The 17,573-nt window shown below is 60.5% G+C and carries 16 protein-coding genes, 1 tRNA gene and 1 pseudogene; 12 read left to right on the top strand and 6 right to left on the bottom strand.

The window, feature by feature from the left end:
* Nucleotides 1-16: 16 nt before the first annotated feature.
* Nucleotides 17-1,864 (bottom strand): annotated as a pseudogene (locus JQ567_RS05460) (putative bifunctional diguanylate cyclase/phosphodiesterase); the annotation flags it as partial.
* Nucleotides 1,865-2,325: 461 nt separating this feature from the next.
* On the opposite strand from JQ567_RS05460, the gene JQ567_RS05455 reads away from it, so the two are divergent.
* Together JQ567_RS05455 and JQ567_RS05450 are read left to right on the top strand one after the other, a co-directional pair.
* Nucleotides 2,326-4,071 carry an ATP-binding protein gene (locus tag JQ567_RS05455; RefSeq protein ID WP_212437834.1) on the top strand — a complete coding sequence of 582 codons (1,746 nt, stop codon included), beginning with the start codon at nt 2,326-2,328 and terminating at the stop codon, nt 4,069-4,071.
* 428 nt (nt 4,072-4,499) lie between these two features.
* Nucleotides 4,500-4,575, top strand: a tRNA-Lys gene (locus tag JQ567_RS05450).
* 72 nt (nt 4,576-4,647) lie between these two features.
* Here JQ567_RS05450 and JQ567_RS05445 read toward each other — a convergent pair.
* Nucleotides 4,648-4,962 (bottom strand): hypothetical protein, encoded by a 315-nt coding sequence (locus JQ567_RS05445; RefSeq protein ID WP_212437833.1) that lies wholly within the window; start codon nt 4,960-4,962, stop codon nt 4,648-4,650.
* A 116-nt stretch (nt 4,963-5,078) separates the two neighbouring features.
* On the opposite strand from JQ567_RS05445, the gene JQ567_RS05440 reads away from it, so the two are divergent.
* Both JQ567_RS05440 and JQ567_RS05435 read left to right on the top strand, forming a co-directional pair.
* On the top strand, nt 5,079-5,759 hold the full coding sequence (locus JQ567_RS05440) for a hypothetical protein (RefSeq protein WP_212437832.1): 681 nt from the start codon (nt 5,079-5,081) through the stop codon (nt 5,757-5,759).
* Nucleotides 5,760-5,855: 96 nt separating this feature from the next.
* Nucleotides 5,856-6,866 (top strand): DUF2971 domain-containing protein, encoded by a 1,011-nt coding sequence (locus JQ567_RS05435; protein ID WP_212437831.1) that lies wholly within the window; start codon nt 5,856-5,858, stop codon nt 6,864-6,866.
* A 174-nt stretch (nt 6,867-7,040) separates the two neighbouring features.
* Here the strand turns inward: JQ567_RS05435 and JQ567_RS05430 are convergent, their stop codons facing one another.
* Both JQ567_RS05430 and JQ567_RS05425 read right to left on the bottom strand, forming a co-directional pair.
* A complete protein-coding gene (locus tag JQ567_RS05430; RefSeq protein WP_212437830.1) occupies nt 7,041-7,697 on the bottom strand; it encodes a carboxymuconolactone decarboxylase family protein in 657 nt (218 codons plus the stop codon).
* Complete coding sequence (locus JQ567_RS05425; RefSeq protein WP_212437829.1) at nt 7,595-8,374, bottom strand: carboxymuconolactone decarboxylase family protein; 780 nt, start codon at nt 8,372-8,374, stop codon at nt 7,595-7,597. Before JQ567_RS05425 ends, JQ567_RS05430 begins: the two co-directional genes overlap by 103 nt.
* Nucleotides 8,375-8,468: 94 nt before the next feature.
* On the opposite strand from JQ567_RS05425, the gene JQ567_RS05420 reads away from it, so the two are divergent.
* From JQ567_RS05420 to JQ567_RS05385, 8 genes are all read left to right on the top strand, one after another.
* A complete protein-coding gene (locus tag JQ567_RS05420) occupies nt 8,469-9,404 on the top strand; it encodes a LysR family transcriptional regulator (RefSeq protein ID WP_249165257.1) in 936 nt (311 codons plus the stop codon).
* A gap of 321 nt (nt 9,405-9,725) precedes the next feature.
* Nucleotides 9,726-10,304, top strand: a complete 579-nt coding sequence (locus JQ567_RS05415; RefSeq protein ID WP_212031709.1) for a peroxidase-related enzyme — start codon at nt 9,726-9,728, stop codon at nt 10,302-10,304.
* Between the two features lie 56 nt (nt 10,305-10,360).
* Nucleotides 10,361-10,798 (top strand): hypothetical protein, encoded by a 438-nt coding sequence (locus tag JQ567_RS05410; protein ID WP_249165256.1) that lies wholly within the window; start codon nt 10,361-10,363, stop codon nt 10,796-10,798.
* 182 nt (nt 10,799-10,980) lie between these two features.
* Complete coding sequence (locus JQ567_RS05405; RefSeq protein ID WP_192740419.1) at nt 10,981-11,274, top strand: acyl carrier protein; 294 nt, start codon at nt 10,981-10,983, stop codon at nt 11,272-11,274.
* A 9-nt stretch (nt 11,275-11,283) separates the two neighbouring features.
* Nucleotides 11,284-11,757, top strand: coding sequence for a 3-hydroxyacyl-ACP dehydratase FabZ family protein (locus JQ567_RS05400; RefSeq protein WP_212437828.1), 474 nt, complete (start codon nt 11,284-11,286; stop codon nt 11,755-11,757).
* Nucleotides 11,750-12,952: a beta-ketoacyl-ACP synthase gene (locus JQ567_RS05395; protein WP_212437827.1), complete on the top strand. Its 1,203-nt coding sequence runs from the start codon at nt 11,750-11,752 to the stop codon at nt 12,950-12,952. Before JQ567_RS05400 ends, JQ567_RS05395 begins: the two co-directional genes overlap by 8 nt.
* Before the next feature lie 104 nt (nt 12,953-13,056).
* Nucleotides 13,057-14,334 carry a beta-ketoacyl-ACP synthase gene (locus JQ567_RS05390; RefSeq protein ID WP_212437826.1) on the top strand — a complete coding sequence of 426 codons (1,278 nt, stop codon included), beginning with the start codon at nt 13,057-13,059 and terminating at the stop codon, nt 14,332-14,334.
* Nucleotides 14,335-14,414: 80 nt separating this feature from the next.
* Nucleotides 14,415-15,350, top strand: coding sequence for a lipid A biosynthesis lauroyl acyltransferase (locus JQ567_RS05385; RefSeq protein WP_212437825.1), 936 nt, complete (start codon nt 14,415-14,417; stop codon nt 15,348-15,350).
* 386 nt (nt 15,351-15,736) lie between these two features.
* Here JQ567_RS05385 and JQ567_RS05380 read toward each other — a convergent pair whose 3' ends face one another.
* Both JQ567_RS05380 and JQ567_RS05375 read right to left on the bottom strand, forming a co-directional pair.
* A complete protein-coding gene (locus JQ567_RS05380; protein WP_312017350.1) occupies nt 15,737-16,327 on the bottom strand; it encodes a hypothetical protein in 591 nt (196 codons plus the stop codon).
* Nucleotides 16,328-16,638: 311 nt separating this feature from the next.
* Entirely contained in the window at nt 16,639-17,559 is a 921-nt protein-coding gene (locus tag JQ567_RS05375) for a pyridoxal-phosphate dependent enzyme (RefSeq protein WP_283816458.1), read from the bottom strand.
* Nucleotides 17,560-17,573 lie beyond the last annotated feature (14 nt).

The raw sequence follows: 17,573 nt of genomic DNA, 5'->3' as shown, positions 1-17,573 counted from the left end.
CGTCAAATCCGGCGACTCACGCCGCGGATACCACCTTGCCGCGGTGCGAGAGCAGCAGCCGCCGAATATCCGCGGCTGGTATCGCGGGGCTGAACAGAAATCCCTGTATCTCGGTGCAGCCGAGAATGTACAGCAGGTTTCGCTGCTGCTCGGTCTCGACGCCTTCCGCTGTCGTCGTCATGTCGCTCGCGGCCGCAATGTTCACCACCGCCTGGACGATCGACGACGAGGCGCCTGCGCCGGCCAGATCCCTGATGAAGGAGCGGTCGATCTTGATCTTGTCGAATGGAAACCGCTGCAGATAGCTCAGCGAGGAATACCCGGTGCCGAAATCGTCCAGCGCGATGCGTACCCCCAGCTTGCGCAACTGATGCAGCATCTGAAGCGCGCCGTCGTCGTCGCGGATCAGCACCGCCTCGGTGATCTCGAGCTCGAGCCTGGATGCGGCGAGGCCCGAGGCAGCAAGGGCCGCCGCCACGTTGAGCGCCAGCATCTGGCTCCGGAACTGAACCGGTGAGACGTTGACCGCGACGCGGATCTCCGCCGGCCAGTTGGCAGCCTCGGCGCACGCCGTGTTGAGCACCCAGTGACCGAGCTCGTTTATCAGGCCGGTCTCTTCCGCGACCGGAATGAACTCCGCGGGCGAGATCATGCCGCGTTCGGGGTGGCGCCATCGCAGCAGCGCCTCGCAGGAGGAGACCTTGCCGTCCTCGAGATTGAGCACCGGCTGATAATAGGCCTCGAGGCCGCCATCTGATATCGCCTGGCGCAATTCGAGTTCCAGGACTCGTCGCGCCTTGGCGCGGGCGTCCATGCCGACCTCGAAGAAGCGGTAGGTCCGCCGTCCGTCGCCTTTGGCGCCGTACAGCGCGAGGTCCGCGTTCCGTAGCAACTGGTCGAGATCGAGCCCATCGCCGGAGGCGAGCGCGATGCCGATGCTGGCATCTGTCGTGATCAGGTGGCCCGCGCACTCGAACGGCGCCCTGATCGCCGCGTAAATTCTTTCAACAAGTTGAGTGGCTTCCGACTGTTTCTTGATAGCGGTTTGAATCACGGCAAACTCGTCGCCGCCCAGCCGCGCCGCCACATCTGTATCCTTCAGACACAGGCGCAGCCTTTCGCCTACGCCTTTGAGCAACTCATCGCCGATCGCATGGCCGAGGGCATCGTTGACGCTCTTGAATTCGTCGATGTCGATATAGAATACCGCCAGCTGTTCGCCCGGTCGGACCGCCTTCAGCGCCTGTTCCAGTCGCTCGCGAAACAGGAGCCGGTTGGGCAGTTCGGTCAGCCCGTCATAATGCGCCAGATGGGCGATTTTCTCGTCGGCGCGGGTGCGTTCGGTGATGTCCTCGATCGTGGCCACCCAGCCACCCGCATTCAGCGGCCGGTTGACGATCTCGATCGCCCTGCCGCCCGGCGCTTCCGTGAGTTGCCGCGTGGCTTTGCCGAGCGACACGGTGCGGATGATGGCATTGCAGAACGCGTCGACATCGCCGTCAAAGGATCCGGTTTCTTTGCGGTGTTCGATCAAGCGATGCATCGTGCAGCCGGGCTTCGCCACATCCGGCGACAGGCCAAACATATCAATATAGGGCTGGTTACAAACGACGATACGCGCCGATGCATCATAGAGAACAAGACCTTGCGGGATATTGTTCACGGCAACTGTGAGCTGGCGCCGTTCGGCCGCGAGCCGCTGGTCGGACAATCGATGGCGCCTCAGCAGCAGAGCGACGACGAGTGCGAGGATCACGACGAGGGCAAGCAGTACGCGTTCGCGAAGCTCCCACGCCGATGTCGCCACGCCAGCCGAAATCGCCACGGCGATCAGGACAGCACAAAGCGCCAGGCGCCTCACCGTCCCGGTCCTCTCTACAGGATTCGCAGAATCGCCCGGCATGTAATGGCCGTTATCGAAAGTCACCTGGTCCGTCCCAACGTGACATCGTTACGCACGACAAATGGAAGGCGGGTTACAACTTGCGGTTAGCAATCGGTTACCGCGATACACGGACTGATACTTGGTCTCGAGTCCGGTACCGGACGTTGCCGGCCCCCGATCAAATCCGGCCTCTCCCCCGATGTGGTAAACGAATGATTAATCCAGAGCCGATCGCACGCGCGTGCACAAATGCAGAAAAGCGCTGATTTTCCTGCACAACTGGCGTGTTGTGGCCGTGGCAGGCGCCTGTTGCAAAACGAAGCCTGAGCGGGATGCAACAGATTTAGCCAATCTGGAACGGCGCCGGTTTAACCGTTTCGCTAGTCCCGGCCGCCCATAATGCGGCCAGACCAATCTCATGACATGCCAGGTTCAACATCGTGACATCCTTCGGACGTGTGATTTCGGTGCGCGGCTCCCTCGCCCGGGTCGGACTTCTTGCGGTAAGCCAGATGGCGACCTCGGAAGTACGCGCCACTGTCGGCCGCTTCATCAGCATCCGCTGCGCGACCTCCACCATCGTCGCCATGATCACTGACGTAACCTGCGAGGATCTGCCGAGCTCCGATAATTACATTGCCAGCGCGGGCGTCGACCTGCTCGGCGAAATCCTCGGCGGCGATCGTCCGAAATTCCAGCGCGGCGTCACCAACTATCCGACCATCGGCGATGCCGTCGAGCTGATCACCAATCAGGAACTCCGCACGGTCTATGCCCCGACCGGTTCGGACCAGATCAATGTCGGCACGCTGCAACAGGATCGCTCGGTCATCGCCTATGTCGACGTCGAGGAAATGCTCTCCAAGCATTTCGCGGTGCTCGGCTCCACCGGCGTCGGTAAATCGACCGGCGTCTCGCTGCTGCTCAACGAAATCCTCAAGTCGCGGCCGAACCTGCGCATCTTCCTGCTCGACGTCCACAACGAATACGGCCGCTGCTTCGGCGACCGGGCGCTGGTGCTCAACCCGCGGAACCTGAAACTGCCGTTCTGGCTGTTCAATTTCGAAGAGATCGTCGACGTCCTGTTCGCCGGCCGCCCCGGCGTGCCCGAAGAGCTCGATATTCTTGCCGAAGTCATTCCGATGGCGAAGGGCATCTACACCCAATACCAGAACGCCGACCGCGTCGGTTTGAAACGGATCGATCCCAAGGCGATCGGCTACACCGTCGATACGCCGGTGCCTTATCGCCTGGTCGATCTGATTTCGCTGATCGATGAGCGGATGGGCAAGCTGGAAAATCGCTCCTCGCGCATCATCTATCACAAGCTGATTTCGCGCATCGAAACCGTGCGCAACGACCCGCGCTACGCGTTCATGTTCGACAACGCCAATGTCGGCGGCGACACCATGGCGGAAGTCATCAGCCATCTGTTCCGCCTGCCCGCCAATGGCCGGCCGATGACCATCATGCAGCTCGCCGGCTTCCCCGCCGAAGTCGTCGATTCCGTGGTGTCGGTGCTGTGCCGCATGGCGTTCGATTTCGGCCTCTGGAGCGACGGCGTCTCGCCGCTGCTGTTCGTCTGCGAAGAGGCGCATCGCTACGCCGCCGCCGACCGCAATATCGGCTTCGGCCCGACCCGCAAGGCGGTCTCGCGTATCGCCAAGGAAGGCCGCAAATACGGCGTCTATCTCGGCCTGGTCACGCAGCGTCCGGCCGAACTCGACGCCACCATCATCTCCCAGTGCAACACGCTGTTTGCGATGCGCCTTGCCAACGACCGCGACCAGGCCCTGCTGCGCTCGGCTGTCTCGGACGCCGCCGCCAATTTGTTGTCGTTCGTACCCTCGCTCGGCACCCGCGAAGTGCTGGCGTTCGGCGAAGGCGTGGCACTGCCGACGCGGCTGCGCTTCAAGGAAGTGCCGATCCATCAGCTGCCGCGCAGCGAAGCCACCATCTCAACCTCGCCGTCGGTCGCCGCCGGTCACGACATGCATTTCGTCAGCGCCGTGCTGGACCGCTGGCGCGGCGCGACCTCGCATCGCGACGTCCCCAACGATCCCATGATCAACGAACGGCCAGCCGCACGAACGCTGGAACCGCGTTCTGTCGAAGCGCCGATGCTGCAGCCGTCGCTGGGACTCGATCCCGATCGGTTCTCGCTGTTGAAGAAGCCGCTGCGCTGACAGCTTCGGCGTGCGGGCTAATCGGGACAGCCGAAAGGTCGACGCGGTGCCCTCCAGACCAGCCTTCGCTCGCGAAGCGCGTGAAGGCTGCCGCGCCGGAGCCCAACGGGCGAAGGCGGGCTACTTGGCCCGCGAGCTACGTCTCGGCAAGCAAAAATATCGAAAACAACCCCATGCAAAGAAAGGACCCCCTTGCAAACAAAGGGGATCTGGCATGGATGCTGGCCCGCAAAAAACATTTTGACACGTCGGGCAAATCAGCGGCACTTTTCCATCATCGCGCCAATTGTTGACCCGCCCATGGCCTTTCCCATCGGGCTCTCCGCGTGATCGCAAACCAAAAATTCCGATCAGAATTACGACGGTGACAGTGCATCAAACTTATCGATTAAGCGTCACCGTAATTCCGGGCTTTCCGGATCAAGTCCGGGCGCATAGCTCAGTTGGTAGAGCAGATGACTCTTAATCATCGGGTCCCAGGTTCGAGCCCTGGTGCGCCCACCAATCATATCAATGGCTTAGCGTACATTTGGTCTGATTGCTTCCCCTTGCAAGGCGAGGTCTAGGCTAGGACGCCTATTCCTGATCCGTTTTGACCTCTATGTATTTGCGAGTTCGCTTGTCGGCGTGGAGTACGATGCCGTGTGCGATAAGAACGTCCTCGATGACTGCTCCGACTTGCAACAGTGAGCGAAACGGCGCGGGGTTCTTCGGCTTGATGCCGTGAGCTTTGTTAGCCTCGATTTTGACGACCCCTTTCGACCATGCATGCTTGGGGATGATTTTCCCCTTTTCATTTGCAATATCGTTCGTCCAAAAACGTAACTTGATCTCGATCATTTTTTGACCGTGCTCGGCTTCGAGTGAGGCCGCGTCTTGAGCTTTGGCCATATCAAATACTCCTTGCGACGTTGAGTGTGGTGGCGTTTCCATCAGTACTCTTTAAAGTTGCGATATGCAGCGGGCTTAGTAAACCCCCGCGGACCTCACCTCCAAGGTACTTTGCCATGCTGAGATCAATTCTGGCTACCGCGGCCTTGTTGGCCATCACATGTTCGGTCGGAGCACAATCATATCGCCCCGAGGATGCGGATATTCGATGCTATAGCGACAGCACCTGTGCGGCGCTCAAAGGCAAGCGGCTTTGGGTGACGATCAACAATAACGAGATTTGCACTAGCTTGACGGCTCCCAAAGGTTGCCGATCGATCCGCCCCGGCTTCTCCTTCATTGTTGAAGATGTTGTTGGCGAGGGAGTTCTCGGCAAGTATTTCAGGGTCAAAACCGATGACGGCAAGACTGGCTACATCAATCACGCCAACGCCCATCTACTGACTTTCAAGGATCCGAAGCCCGCGCAAGAGACCCGCAAGAGGCAAGCGGCGCTTGAGGCTGAGCAAAAGAGGAAACAGGACGAAGCTGACGAGGCAGCGATTGCAGCTATGCCCAAGGACCAGTTAGAAAAGTCTTGTATTCTTGCTGCGGCCGAAAGGTTGCCGCGCATACCGGGCATCGAAATAATCGGCTACCGAACAAAGCCGCTCCCGACGGAGTTCAAGCCTACACCCGGAACGTATATGACCCTTGTCGAGATTGACGCAAAGGCGGCCGGGTTGAATGAGACGTACAACTTCGTTTGCGCGAAGGGTGCGAGAACGCCTGCGATCATCCAAGCATTTGCTCGCTGACATGCGAGCATGAAGAAGCCCCCGCCACATGATCGCGAGGGCCGCCGTTCGATGTGAGGATTTACAACGTTCCGCTAGATAGATCGGAAGCACGAAATGGGCGCGCTTGATAAGTTCTTCGAAACACTCCCGGAAACCTTTGACGTCGCAAAGCTCCTCGATCCAGATGTCGAGGCGATCGAGAATACGATCTACAACGGGTCGACGACATATAAATATTTCCCAGTCTCGCGCCGGTCCTTTTTCTCGAAACCACAGGTTCGCTTTAGCCCGCGCGAAGCTCTGAATGACGAATTTGAAATGAGTCGCCGATGGCGGGAAATCAGTGCTGATGGAATCCGGTCTTACATCAAAGACAAATTGAGCGTTTCATTGCCCGCCGCGTTCGCTAGCAACGACCTTATGGTATCGATGCTGGCTGAAAATATGCAGGAAAACGGTCAGGTGTTGACGCCGGAGCAAAAGCAACAGGCCGAAACAATCCTCGCGAGCGAACAGGGCAAGCTCTTCATGCAAAATCAGCTCGTCGCTGCGCAGCAGGCATTGTCGCCCATCGTGGACCTTATTTTTACCCAGCTCGAAACGAATTTTGATTCGATGGTGAATGACGTCATCTCGCCAATGGGGGTCTTCTGCGTTACCGAAGATGCTCTAAATCAACAAATGTGGGCTCACTACGCTGATCAGGGCAGAGGCTTCGTTATTGGGTTTGATGCACAACACCCTTTTTTCAGTCACCGTGATGGAACAACCCAGAGGCATCTGCTCAAGAAGGTAATCTACACTAATGAGCACACGCAGAATTTCTGGAGAAACCCCTACTATCTTTTCTTAGTCAAATCCCCCGGCTGGGCTTACGAGAAAGAATGGCGGATGCTCAAAAAGTTCAAGGGCAGCGATGAGGCGATACTTACCGTGACGCCAGAGGTCCATCTTTGGAATATCGCGCCGGACATGATCAGCAGCGTTCATTTTGGTCATAAGTACAACGAGACCGAACTGGTCGCAGATATGGCGTCGATGATGGCAACGGGTGCTCGTCCGCGGTTCTTCAAGTTAGTTGTCAATCGTGCCGAGGGTACTCTGGAAGAGCAGCCCATCAACTAAGTCGATCCGCCTTCGCTGCGAGATTAGGAACCATCTCGGCTGCGATAAGGCCAGTGCCGACAAGCGTCATCGAGGAAATCATCGTGCGGCGATCCATCATTTCATTTCTCTCCAATTTCCAGTCTACGGCCCGGTGATGGAAGATGCTCTTGGACTGATCTGCCCACTTGCTGGTTAGCCGCGCTTGGCGAACTCCTCGGTTGCGATGCAAACTGCCTGCTGCGTCGTTGGATAGCCGCAATAGGCGGTAAGGTTTATAAGCGTTTCCAATACCTCTACCCGCGTCGCGCCGACGTTCAAGGCGGCGTTGATATGCACGCGAAGCGGAATTTCGGTCGTGGCAGACCCAATGGCCGCCAGCGCCGCGCAGGCGCTGAGTTCTCGGGACTTCATGTCGATGCCACTCCGTGAAAATATCTCGCCATAAGAATGCTCGACGATCATTCGGCCGAGATCGGGGGCGACATCATCGAAACTGCGGACCACGGCATCGCCCGACGAACCGGAGGTTTTCGCAAGGGTCGCCCGGCCGCGTTCCAACCGGTCGGTGCGGCTTTGGGTCTCAATCGGTAGGGCTATATCCGCCCCAACCCCTTGCGATCCGGCAGCGAAGACAGCTTTGGCGACGGAGAAAGCGTTAAGCGCTGACGGGAAACCCCGATAAACGCTAAGCTGGATCAGTACTTCGATGATTTCCTCCCGCGTCACGCCGTGGGCAAGCGCACCCGCTATATGAAGTCGGAGCGTGGCCGCGCGATTGCCGCTCGCCGCAAGGATGGCGATAATGGCGAGCAGCTTGGCCTTCTGGTCGAGGCCATCGCGCGCCAGCATCTCGCCAAAAGCGAATTCGATGGTCGGGCCAAGTCGGGTGAGCCGGCGGCAATGCCGTCGAAATAGGCCTGCACATCGCCGCCACAAAGCCGTTGGATTGCCGCCAATCCGGCCTGTCCGCGTGTCTGCCCATCGTCCGCAGCAGGTTCGATTGGTTCGAACGTGATCTTTCGCTCGGCGAACACGGCGCGAACGATGCCGATCGCGTTGATGGTGGGCGGGAAGCCGAGCAGCGCGACAGATACAAACATCAGCTCGACGAGTGCCCTGGGTTCGCCGCCGGCATTGAGGAAGCCGGCCATATGAAACTTCAACTGAGGTTGGGCGCTTCCGTCGGCGAGCAGCATTGAGACAGTGCACAATTGTCTTAGCGGCAGTTCGAGGCCCGGACGCGACAGGACGTCTCCATAGGGATACTCGACAGTGAAGCGTGACAGGTCAGCGGATATCTCCGCGAGACTATTGATCGGTCCGTCGAAGTTCTCTCCGCCAATCCGGCGCAGGATTCCGATCCCGCGCGAAAAACGATCCTCTTTGGATGTTTCGGTCATGGCATGGGCTTTCTGACTGATCGCAGCGAGCAAACCTGCCGTGGCAAAAAGACCTGCCTCAAATAAACTACGGCGAGATCTGCCTGGGCGTTGCATCTCTACTGCTGCGGTAGTGCGATGTGACATCGGCAATCTCTGATTAAGCGTCCTGAACGGACGGGATGATGATTTTGGGTAGACAATCACGCATAGCTTGTAATAAATCCAATTCATATATAATATGATCGTTATGAAAGCGCTTCATTTACACAGGGTCGATCTCAACCTCCTCGTCGTGTTCGATGCGCTCATGGCCGAGGAGCACGCCACGCGAGCGGCCGAACGGATAGGCCTCACACAGCCGGCGGTAAGCCACGCCCTCAATCGCCTGCGCGCTCTATTCAGTGATCCGCTATTTGTCCGCTCGCCGCGTGGCATGACGCCCACGCCCGCGGCTCTGGAGGCCGCTCCGGCGATCCGATCCATCCTTGAGCAAGTTGAAGGTGTCCTGCTTGGCGGCCGGGTATTCGATCCCAAAGAAAGCACACGGCAATTCGTGCTTGGCCTATCGGACTACGCGGCTTTCGTGTTTCTGCCGCGCCTGACGGGGCGCTTGGAGCGGGAGGCCCCCGGTGTGTCGCTCATCGTGCGCAACACCAGCCGAGGCGTCGGCCTGCCGATGCTTGATGACGGGATAGTCGAACTGATTGCCGGAAACTTCCCAGTGCCGCCCTCGCATATGCGCGAGGAACTGCTCTACGAAGAAGATTTCGTTTGCGCTGGCCGGATCGGAAATCCTGCGCTCGACCGTTCGCTGGACCTCGAACGCTATCTTTCGCTCCGTCATCTTCAAGTGTCGATGAAGGGTGAGCCGCACGGCTATGTGGATGCGGTTCTGCGCGACAAGAACTTGAAGCGAAACGTAACGGTCACCGTCGGTCACTTCCTGATGGCACCGCATCTAGTCGGCACATCCGACCTCGTGGCAACGGAGCCTCGGCGTTTGTTCGGTCCACTCGCCGGGAGACTACCCCTTCAGCTCTCGCCGCCGCCGATCGATATCCCGTCGTTTCGAGTGGTTCAAGCTTGGCATGCGCGGAACGATGCTGATCTTGGACACAAATGGCTGCGGCAGGTTGTAAGAGAAATCGGACAGTGGGTGGACTGCACCCCATAAGTGAGACACGGGACGCACCGATCCATCAGCGTCATTGCTTGCGACAAATGCGAAGCGTTTGCACACGGAAGCGCTTGCGACGAAGCAATCCATGCCCGCAGCACAAAGAAAGCTGGATTGCTTCGCGGAGCCTGTCATCGGGCGCGCATTCGCGCGACCCGTTGGCTCGCAATGACGTTGATGGAGCCTTGATCCAAGTTTCAAACATTCAGATACGCGTCGAGTGGCGCGCCAGCCTCGCTCCAGCCTTGCCTTGCGCTGACCCGACCATGCATTATTGTTAGTCAAACCGCATCGCGCGGCCAAAGCCGGGACCATTCCATGACGCAGCCTGTTGCAAAGCGATTTCCGACGCCCTCCCTCGACAAGCTGCCGGAGGACATCCGCACCCGTATCCTGGCGGTGCAGGAGAAATCGGGCTTCGTTCCCAACGTCTTTCTGACGCTGGCCTACCGTCCCGACGAGTTTCGCGCGTTCTTTGCCTATCACGATGCGCTCATGGAAAAGGACAGCGGCCTGACCAAGGCCGAGCGCGAAATGATCGTGGTGGCGACGTCCAGCGCCAACCAGTGCCATTACTGCGTGATCGCCCACGGCGCGATCCTGCGCATCCGGGCGAAGAACCCTGTCATCGCCGACCAGATCGCTGTCAACTACCGCAAGGCCGACATCACGCCGCGCCAGCGCGCCATGCTCGACTTCGCCATGAAGGTGAGCCAGGAGGCGAACACGGTTTCCGAACAGGATTTTACCGAGATCGCCGGTCACGGATTCTCCGACGACGACATCTGGGACATCACGGCGATCTCCGCGTTCTTTGCGCTGTCGAACCGGCTGGCCAACGTCACCGCGATGCGGCCGAACGACGAGTTCTACATGATGGGGCGGCTGCCGAAATAGCCACGCGGTCGTCATGCGCAGGTTCCATGAGACTCTGCGGGGATGGGCCTGCGTGGATGCGCACCAACATTTTATGTTGGAAGCACGGCCGGCGTGCTAAACAGGAGCACAACCTTTGCGGACCGACTGCAGTGAAGACCCAGTTGCCCATACAAAGGGATGACGAGCACGTCGTGGTCAAATTCCGGCCGCGCACCTCGGCCCATCCCCCCAGCCGGCGGGACGACCCTGCCGCGGCCAATGCCCAGCCGCCCGCCCCGACCAATGCCCAACCGGCGGCAAACGATCTGTCCCGCTACGAACGGTCCCGTGACGAGCCGGACGACTTCCGTCATCGCATGCTGGCCAACATTGCGGCCCTGGCCTTCACGATGGCGCTGACGGTGATCGGGATATGGCTCGCAATCAGCATTGCCGATCTGCGCAAGACCCAGGATTGCGTGCTGATGGGACGCCGGGACTGCGCCCGGATTTCCGCAATGCCGCACAGTTAGAAGGCAGGCCTAAACGGGCCGTTTTTTGCCTATAAATCGGTCCACTGTGGGGTTGCCAACCTCCATTGAACTCAAGGCTGCGCTCCGATATACGGGCTCTCGACTCCGGCCTGGGGAAAAACGCCGCGCCCGCCTCCTCCTAGCCGTCCCGGATTTATCTCCAGTATATCAAAGGCTTAATGATGTCTTCTACATTCGATCAGATCGCCAACATTATCGCCGAGACTTGCGACATTCCGCGCGACACGATCAAGCCGGAGAGTCACGCCATCGACGATCTGGGCATCGACAGCCTGGACTTTCTCGACATCGCCTTTGCCATCGACAAGGCGTTCGGGATCAAGATGCCGCTCGAAAAATGGACCCAGGAGGTCAACGACGGCAAGGCGACGACCGAACAGTACTTCGTGCTGAAGAACCTCGCCGATCGTATCGACGAACTGGTCGCCGCCAAGAACGCGGGCACGGGCGCGTAATCGCCCACCATGAACCTTGATTATTTCCAGCTGATCGATCGGATCGTCGACCTCAACCTCGGCGAACGGACGATTGTGGTCGAAGCCCAGGTTCCGGAAAAGCACACCATTTTCGAGGGGCATTTCCCCGGCTTTCCAATCATGCCCGGCGTGTTGCTGACCGAAGCGATGGCGCAGAGTTCGGGCTGGCTCTTGCTCGGCGTGTTGAAATTCGAGCGCATGCCGTTCCTGGCCATCGTCAAGGAAGCCAAGATGCGCGGTTTCGTCAGTCCCGGTCAGTTGCTGACGATCGAGGCCAAGGTCGAGCACGAAGGTTCCGGTTTTGCGGTCACCAAGGCCAAGGGCCGCATCGGCAAGGACTTGAAGTGCAGTGCCGAAATCACCTTCGGTCTTGCCCCCTTCCCCGACCCGACTTTTCGCGTGTTCATGGACGCGAAGGCAAAGGAGATCGGGTTTCCCCTGCAGGTGCTGAAGCATGACTGAGCCCACGGCATCGCCTGCCAAGGAAGTCTGGATCACCGGCATCGGCATCGTGTCCTCGCTCGGTGAGGGACTGGACGCGCATTGGGATGCGCTGAACCAGAAGCGCATCAATGTCGACGACAAGCGCTTCGCGCCTTACATCGTCCATCCCCTCGCCCCGGTCAGCTTCGACGCGCAGATCCCGAAAAAGGGCGACCAGCGCCAGATGGAAGCCTGGCAGCGCATCGGCACCTATGCCGCCGGGCTGGCGCTGGATTCCGCCGGCGTCAAAGGCAACCAGGAAATCCTGGGACGGATGGACATGATCGTGGCTGCCGGCGGCGGCGAGCGCGACATTGCCGTCGACCTCGCGATCATGAACGCCGACGCCAAGGGCAATTCGAGTCCGGCCTTCCTCAACGAACGGCTGATGAATGATTTGCGGCCGACGCTGTTTCTGGCCCAGCTCTCCAACCTGCTCGCCGGCAACATCGCCATCGTCCATGGCGTGTCCGGAACCTCGCGCACTTTCATGGGCGAGGAAGCAGCCTCCATCGATGCGGCGCGGATCGCGCTGGCGCGGATCGAATCCGGGCAGAGCGAGATCGCGCTGGTCGGCGCCGCGCATAATGGCGAGCGCCCCGATCTGCTCATCCTCTATGAATTCGGCGACTTCAATCTGACCGAGAAATACGCCCCGGTGTGGCAGCGCAACGACAAAGGCGGTTTCGCGCTTGGTTCCGCCGGCTGCTTCCTGGTGATGGAATCCCGCGAGCACGCCGAAGCCCGCGGCGCCAAGCCCTACGCGCGGCTGACCAAGGTGGTCGCCGACCTCGCCCAGCGCAAGCAACCCGGCGCGGTGACGAAATCGCTGGAAGCACTGTGGCCGAAGCTCGGCGTCACCGGCGATGCCGGCAACCTGATTACCGGCGCGACCGGCGTCGGACCGGTGACGTCGGAGGAAAAGGAATTCCTGCGCCAGCATCCCGGCTTTGCCGTCCGCGCGACCGGGACGATGTTCGGCCACACGCTGGAAACCCAGTTTCCGCTGGGACTGGCGCTGGCGGCACTGTCGCTGTCGCGCGGCGCGCTGTTTCCGCCCAACGATCCGACCGGGCTCGAGGTTGAAAAGCCTGGTGTGCCGAACCAGATTGTGGTGCTCGGGGCCGGTCACTGGCAGGGCGAAGGCATGGCGCTGGTCGAGGCCATCAAGTAGCGCGTGATCCGGAACAAGACAGCTGTTCAGGCGGGATCACGCCGAGACCATGAAATGAGCGCGCGAGCGCTTTTGAGTTACGGCGCAGCATCGACGGGGGAAACATGTCAGCACCACGCGATAAATTCGGCAGGCCGATCGTCGTCGTCACCGGCATGGGTGTCGTGACATCGCTTGGCGCCGGCAAGAAGGACAACTGGACCAGGCTGACCGCCGGCGAATCCGGCATTCGCACCGTGACACGGTTTCCGGTCGACGGCCTGAAGTCGACCATGGCGGGCACAGTCGACTTCGTCAGCGTCGATCCCGTCTCCTCGACGGGACTGACCGAGCAGCTGGCCAAAATGGCGACCGAGGAAGCGCTCGAACAGGCCGCCATCGGCGGCAAGGCCGACTTCCCCGGGCCGCTGTTTCTTGCGGTGGCGCCCGTCGAGGTCGAGTGGCCGCAGCGGCTGGAACTCGGACGCGCGATCGGAAAGACCGATTTCGGCTATGAGGACATGCTACGCGTCAGCGGCGGTGGCCGGTTCGCCGCGTTCCATCATCGTTTCATGTTCGGCTCGGTGGCAAGCCATCTGGCCGAAACCTACGGCACCAAGGGGTCGCCGATCTCGCTCTCCACCGCCTGCGCGTCCGGCGCGACCGCGATCCAGCTCGGCGTCGAAGCGATCCGCCGCGGCGACGCCGATGCGGCCTTGTGCGTGGCGACCGACGGCTCGGTCAATCCGGAAGCCCTGGTGCGGTTCTCGCTGCTGTCGGCGCTATCGACACAGAACGATCCGCCGCAAGCAGCTTCAAAACCATTCTCGAAGAACCGCGACGGTTTCGTCATGGCGGAAGGCGCCGGTGCGATGGTGCTGGAAAGCTACGAGTCCGCAACGGCGCGGGGCGCAAGGATATTGGGCGTCGTCGCCGGCTGCGGCGAACTGACCGACTCCTTCCACCGCACCCGCTCCAGCCCGGACGGCAAGCCGATCATCGGCTGCATGCGCAAGACGCTGGCGGATGCCGGCCTCGAGCCGGAGCAGATCGACCATATCAACGCGCATGGCACCGCGACGCCCGAAAACGACAAGATGGAGTACAACACCACCGCCGTCGTGTTCGGCGATCATTTGCCGAATATCCCGGTGTCGTCGAACAAGTCGATGGTCGGGCACACGATTTCAGCCGCCGGCGCGGTCGAGGCCGTGTTCTCGCTGCTGACGCTCGAGCACCAGCGGATTCCGCCGACCATCAACTACGAGGTTCCGGATCCGGCCATTTTGTTCGACGTCGTCGCCAACGAAGCGCGCGACGCCCGCGTCACCGCCGTGATGTCCAACTCGTTCGGCTTCGGCGGGCAGAATGCCTCGCTGATCCTGACGCGTGAACCGGCCTAGCAGCTGCGGTTTCTTGTTTTGACGCGTTTTCTTGACGCGAACCGGGATCCACTTCGCTTGAAAACGCTATCGTAGTCCTCATGAACCGCCTGCTCCTACGCACCAAGGCGCGCCTGCGCGACGCCGCCAAGCCGGCCACGGAAGCCGCCGTGGGCGCGCTGACGATCGCGTTGCTGCGCACCACGCGCTACTTCGATCCGGACAAGACCGCCAATTTCTTCGGCCGCGTCACGCGCTTCATCGGCCGCAGGCTGCGTGAGGACCGGATCGGCCGCGAGAACCTCACGGCCGCCTTCCCGGAAAAATCACCGGAAGAGATCGAGAAGATCCTGGCCGGCGTCTGGGACAATCTTGGCCGCATCGGCGCTGAATTTGCCCATCTCGATCACATCTGGGATTACGACGTCGATCATCCGGACAAGCCGAGCCGCGTCGAGTTCGGCGCGCGGACCAAGCAGATCTTCGATACGCTGCGGGACGACGGCAAGCCGGCCATCATCTTCGCGAGCCATCTCGGCAATTGGGAAATACCGGCGCTCGGTGCCGTCGCGCATGGACTAGATTGCGCGATCCTGTTCCGGCGGCCCAACAGCGAATCCGCCGATCGCGCGATCGAGCGGATCCGCGCCGTCAAAATGGGCACGTTGATTCCGGCCGGCCGTGAGGCGCCGCTCAAGCTCGCCGAAGCGCTGCAGAACAACCAGCACGTCGCGATGCTGGTCGATCAGTATTTGACCAACGGCGTCGACGTCACCTTCTTCGGCCGCAAGACCAAGGCCAATCCGACGCTGGCGCGCCTGGTGCGCCAGGTCGAATGCCCGATCCATGGCGTGCGCATCATCCGCCTGCCCAACCATCGCTTCCGCGCCGAACTTTCCGAAGAGGTCAAGCCGGTGCGCGATGCGTCGGGGCAGATCGACATCGCCGGCACGATGCAGGCCGTGACCTCTGTCATCGAGGGCTGGGTGCGCGAATATCCGGACCAGTGGCTGTGGCTGCACCGAAGGTGGCGGTAGGCAGCTTTTCGTAGCCCGGATGAGCCAAAGCGATATCCGGGACTTTGCGACACCGGCCCCGGATTTCGCTTCGCTCATCCGGGCTACAAGCTGGCTTATCCGCCGAACACCAACCCCAGGTTCCAGGCCTTCATCGCTACGGTCGCCCCGAGGACAAAGATGATCTGCAGCAGCGTGCGCGTTGAAAAGAACGCGAGGAAGTTGGTCATGTGATGCTCCCGGCGGGAGCTATAGAATCTGCCGTGGGTTCCGGCAACAGCAGCGCACCAACATCCAGGATCTTACGGCATTGCCCGATATCGCGGAGCCTGTCATCGGGCGCGCATTCGCGCGCCCCGTTGGTTCATCGGGGCCACGGCGGCACCGCCGCTGGCAGCCAGACGGCCTCAGGCGTTGATGTCCGCATAGACGCCGGAGGACCCCTGCGGAACTGAATAACCCGCCTGCCGCTGCGCGATGGCCTTCTGCCCTTCCGCCTGCATCGCCTCGAAGGCGGCATCCAATTGCTGACGGGTATAGCTTGTCGATGCGCTCTGACGTGGCCGCCATGCGGATTGCGTGATCGCTGTGGAAGCCTTGTCGATCGTTCCGCCCACGGCCTTCGCGATACGTTCCGCGCGCGATTGCGCCAGATCAGGGCCACCGTTCAGCCCGGGAGGATCTTGCAGGTCTCCGACTTTTCCCGCGGCCTCGTTCGTCATCACCGAAGAACCGCCGTTATAGAGGGTGGCAACAATCTTGCCGTTGACCTTGACGGTCGCATAGATGTTTTTCGGCGCGTTGTCGGGCACATCGGTGGCGGCGGCAGAGCTGGCGGCTTGCGTCGACAGCCACATCATCGCTATCCGGTCGCGAAGCTCGGGGGTGTCCTTGATCGAGACGGCCTTCAGTCCGGATGTGTCGAGTTTCTTCAGGTCCGAAACGGGAATGCCCGGCTTCGCTTTTGCTGTTGCGGTGCTTGCGTCTGCCTCGGGCACGGGTAACGCGTCGGCCCGTGTCAACACCGTCGTCGATGAGATTTGCGCGGGACGCAAATAGCTCCCGGCACCAGCTGTACTCGTAATCATGGGGACACCCTTCCGCAGCATTCAGGGTGAGGGCAATCGCTATGCCACGCGGAGACGATTGAAAAGACTGATGTTCCCGCTGCCAGCCTGGACCGCACACCGGAAAATCTTGCCGGCAGCGGCAAGCCTTTCCACCTTGGAGGAGCCGGTGGCGCCGCCACGTTTAATAAGAGCTTTCCAAGTTGAGCCTAACGGCGCTGGCTCTCTCCATCGCCAAAGGTTTACCCGTTTCCTCCGCAAGCAATGACCCACACGCGCGAATGCTCCCTGCCGACGGCGCCTGCGAGGACCGCGCCCATCGCCAACGCTCCGCTCGGCTCCGCCCGAATGCCGCATGTCTCGTGGAGCAGCGCCATGGCACCCTGCACCAGCTCGTCGTCGACCGCGCACACCCGGACGTTCGACTGTTCCAGGATTTCGAATGCGCGCGTCCCGATCTGACGCGAGCGCAGCGCATCGCATATCGTATCCCCTGAAGGTTCGATCCCCACCGGCATCCCCGCTTCGCGTGCCCGGGCATATCGTCGGTGGGTGGCCGGCTCGACAACATAGATCGCAGCGGAAATAGACCGCGACCGCAGGGCAAGAGTCACACCCGCAGCCAGTCCGCCACCACCGCAGGCCACGACCACCGCATCGGAAGCAATACTGCTCGCCTCAATGGCGGCTGCCACCTCAGAACCAAGCGTATAGCTTCCCGCAATCATCTCGATGTCTTCGAAGGCATGCAGGTTACGCCAACCGCGTCTTCGCGCTTCCGCCTGCGCACGTGCAGTCAGCTCCGACCGCTCGGCGATCATTATCTCAGCTCCGGTTTTACGCGCTTGTTCTCGTTTGAGATCTGGTGCGTCGCTGGGCATAATCAGAAATGCTGGTTTGTAGAGCACCTGAGCCGCCAAACCAACCGCGATTGGAAAATTTCCTGCTCCGGCAGCAACAACACCTCGCTCGGCGTTTCTTAGCCCAAGTACGGCACCACGAAACTTGAACGATCCGCTGCGTTGAACGGTCTCGTCCTTGACGTGGATCATCCGCCCGACTTGCGCGTCCAGCACGGGCGAGGATCGCACAGGAGTCTCTAAGACTTGGCGAGCAATGAATTGGAGATCGCCGGGGGAAGGAACGACCAACGGACGAGGCATTTTCGGCTTAGCGG

This window comes from Bradyrhizobium sp. AUGA SZCCT0431 (genome assembly GCF_018131065.1).
Taxonomy (GTDB): domain Bacteria; phylum Pseudomonadota; class Alphaproteobacteria; order Rhizobiales; family Xanthobacteraceae; genus Bradyrhizobium.
This window is presented reverse-complemented; position numbering and strand designations above follow the sequence as displayed.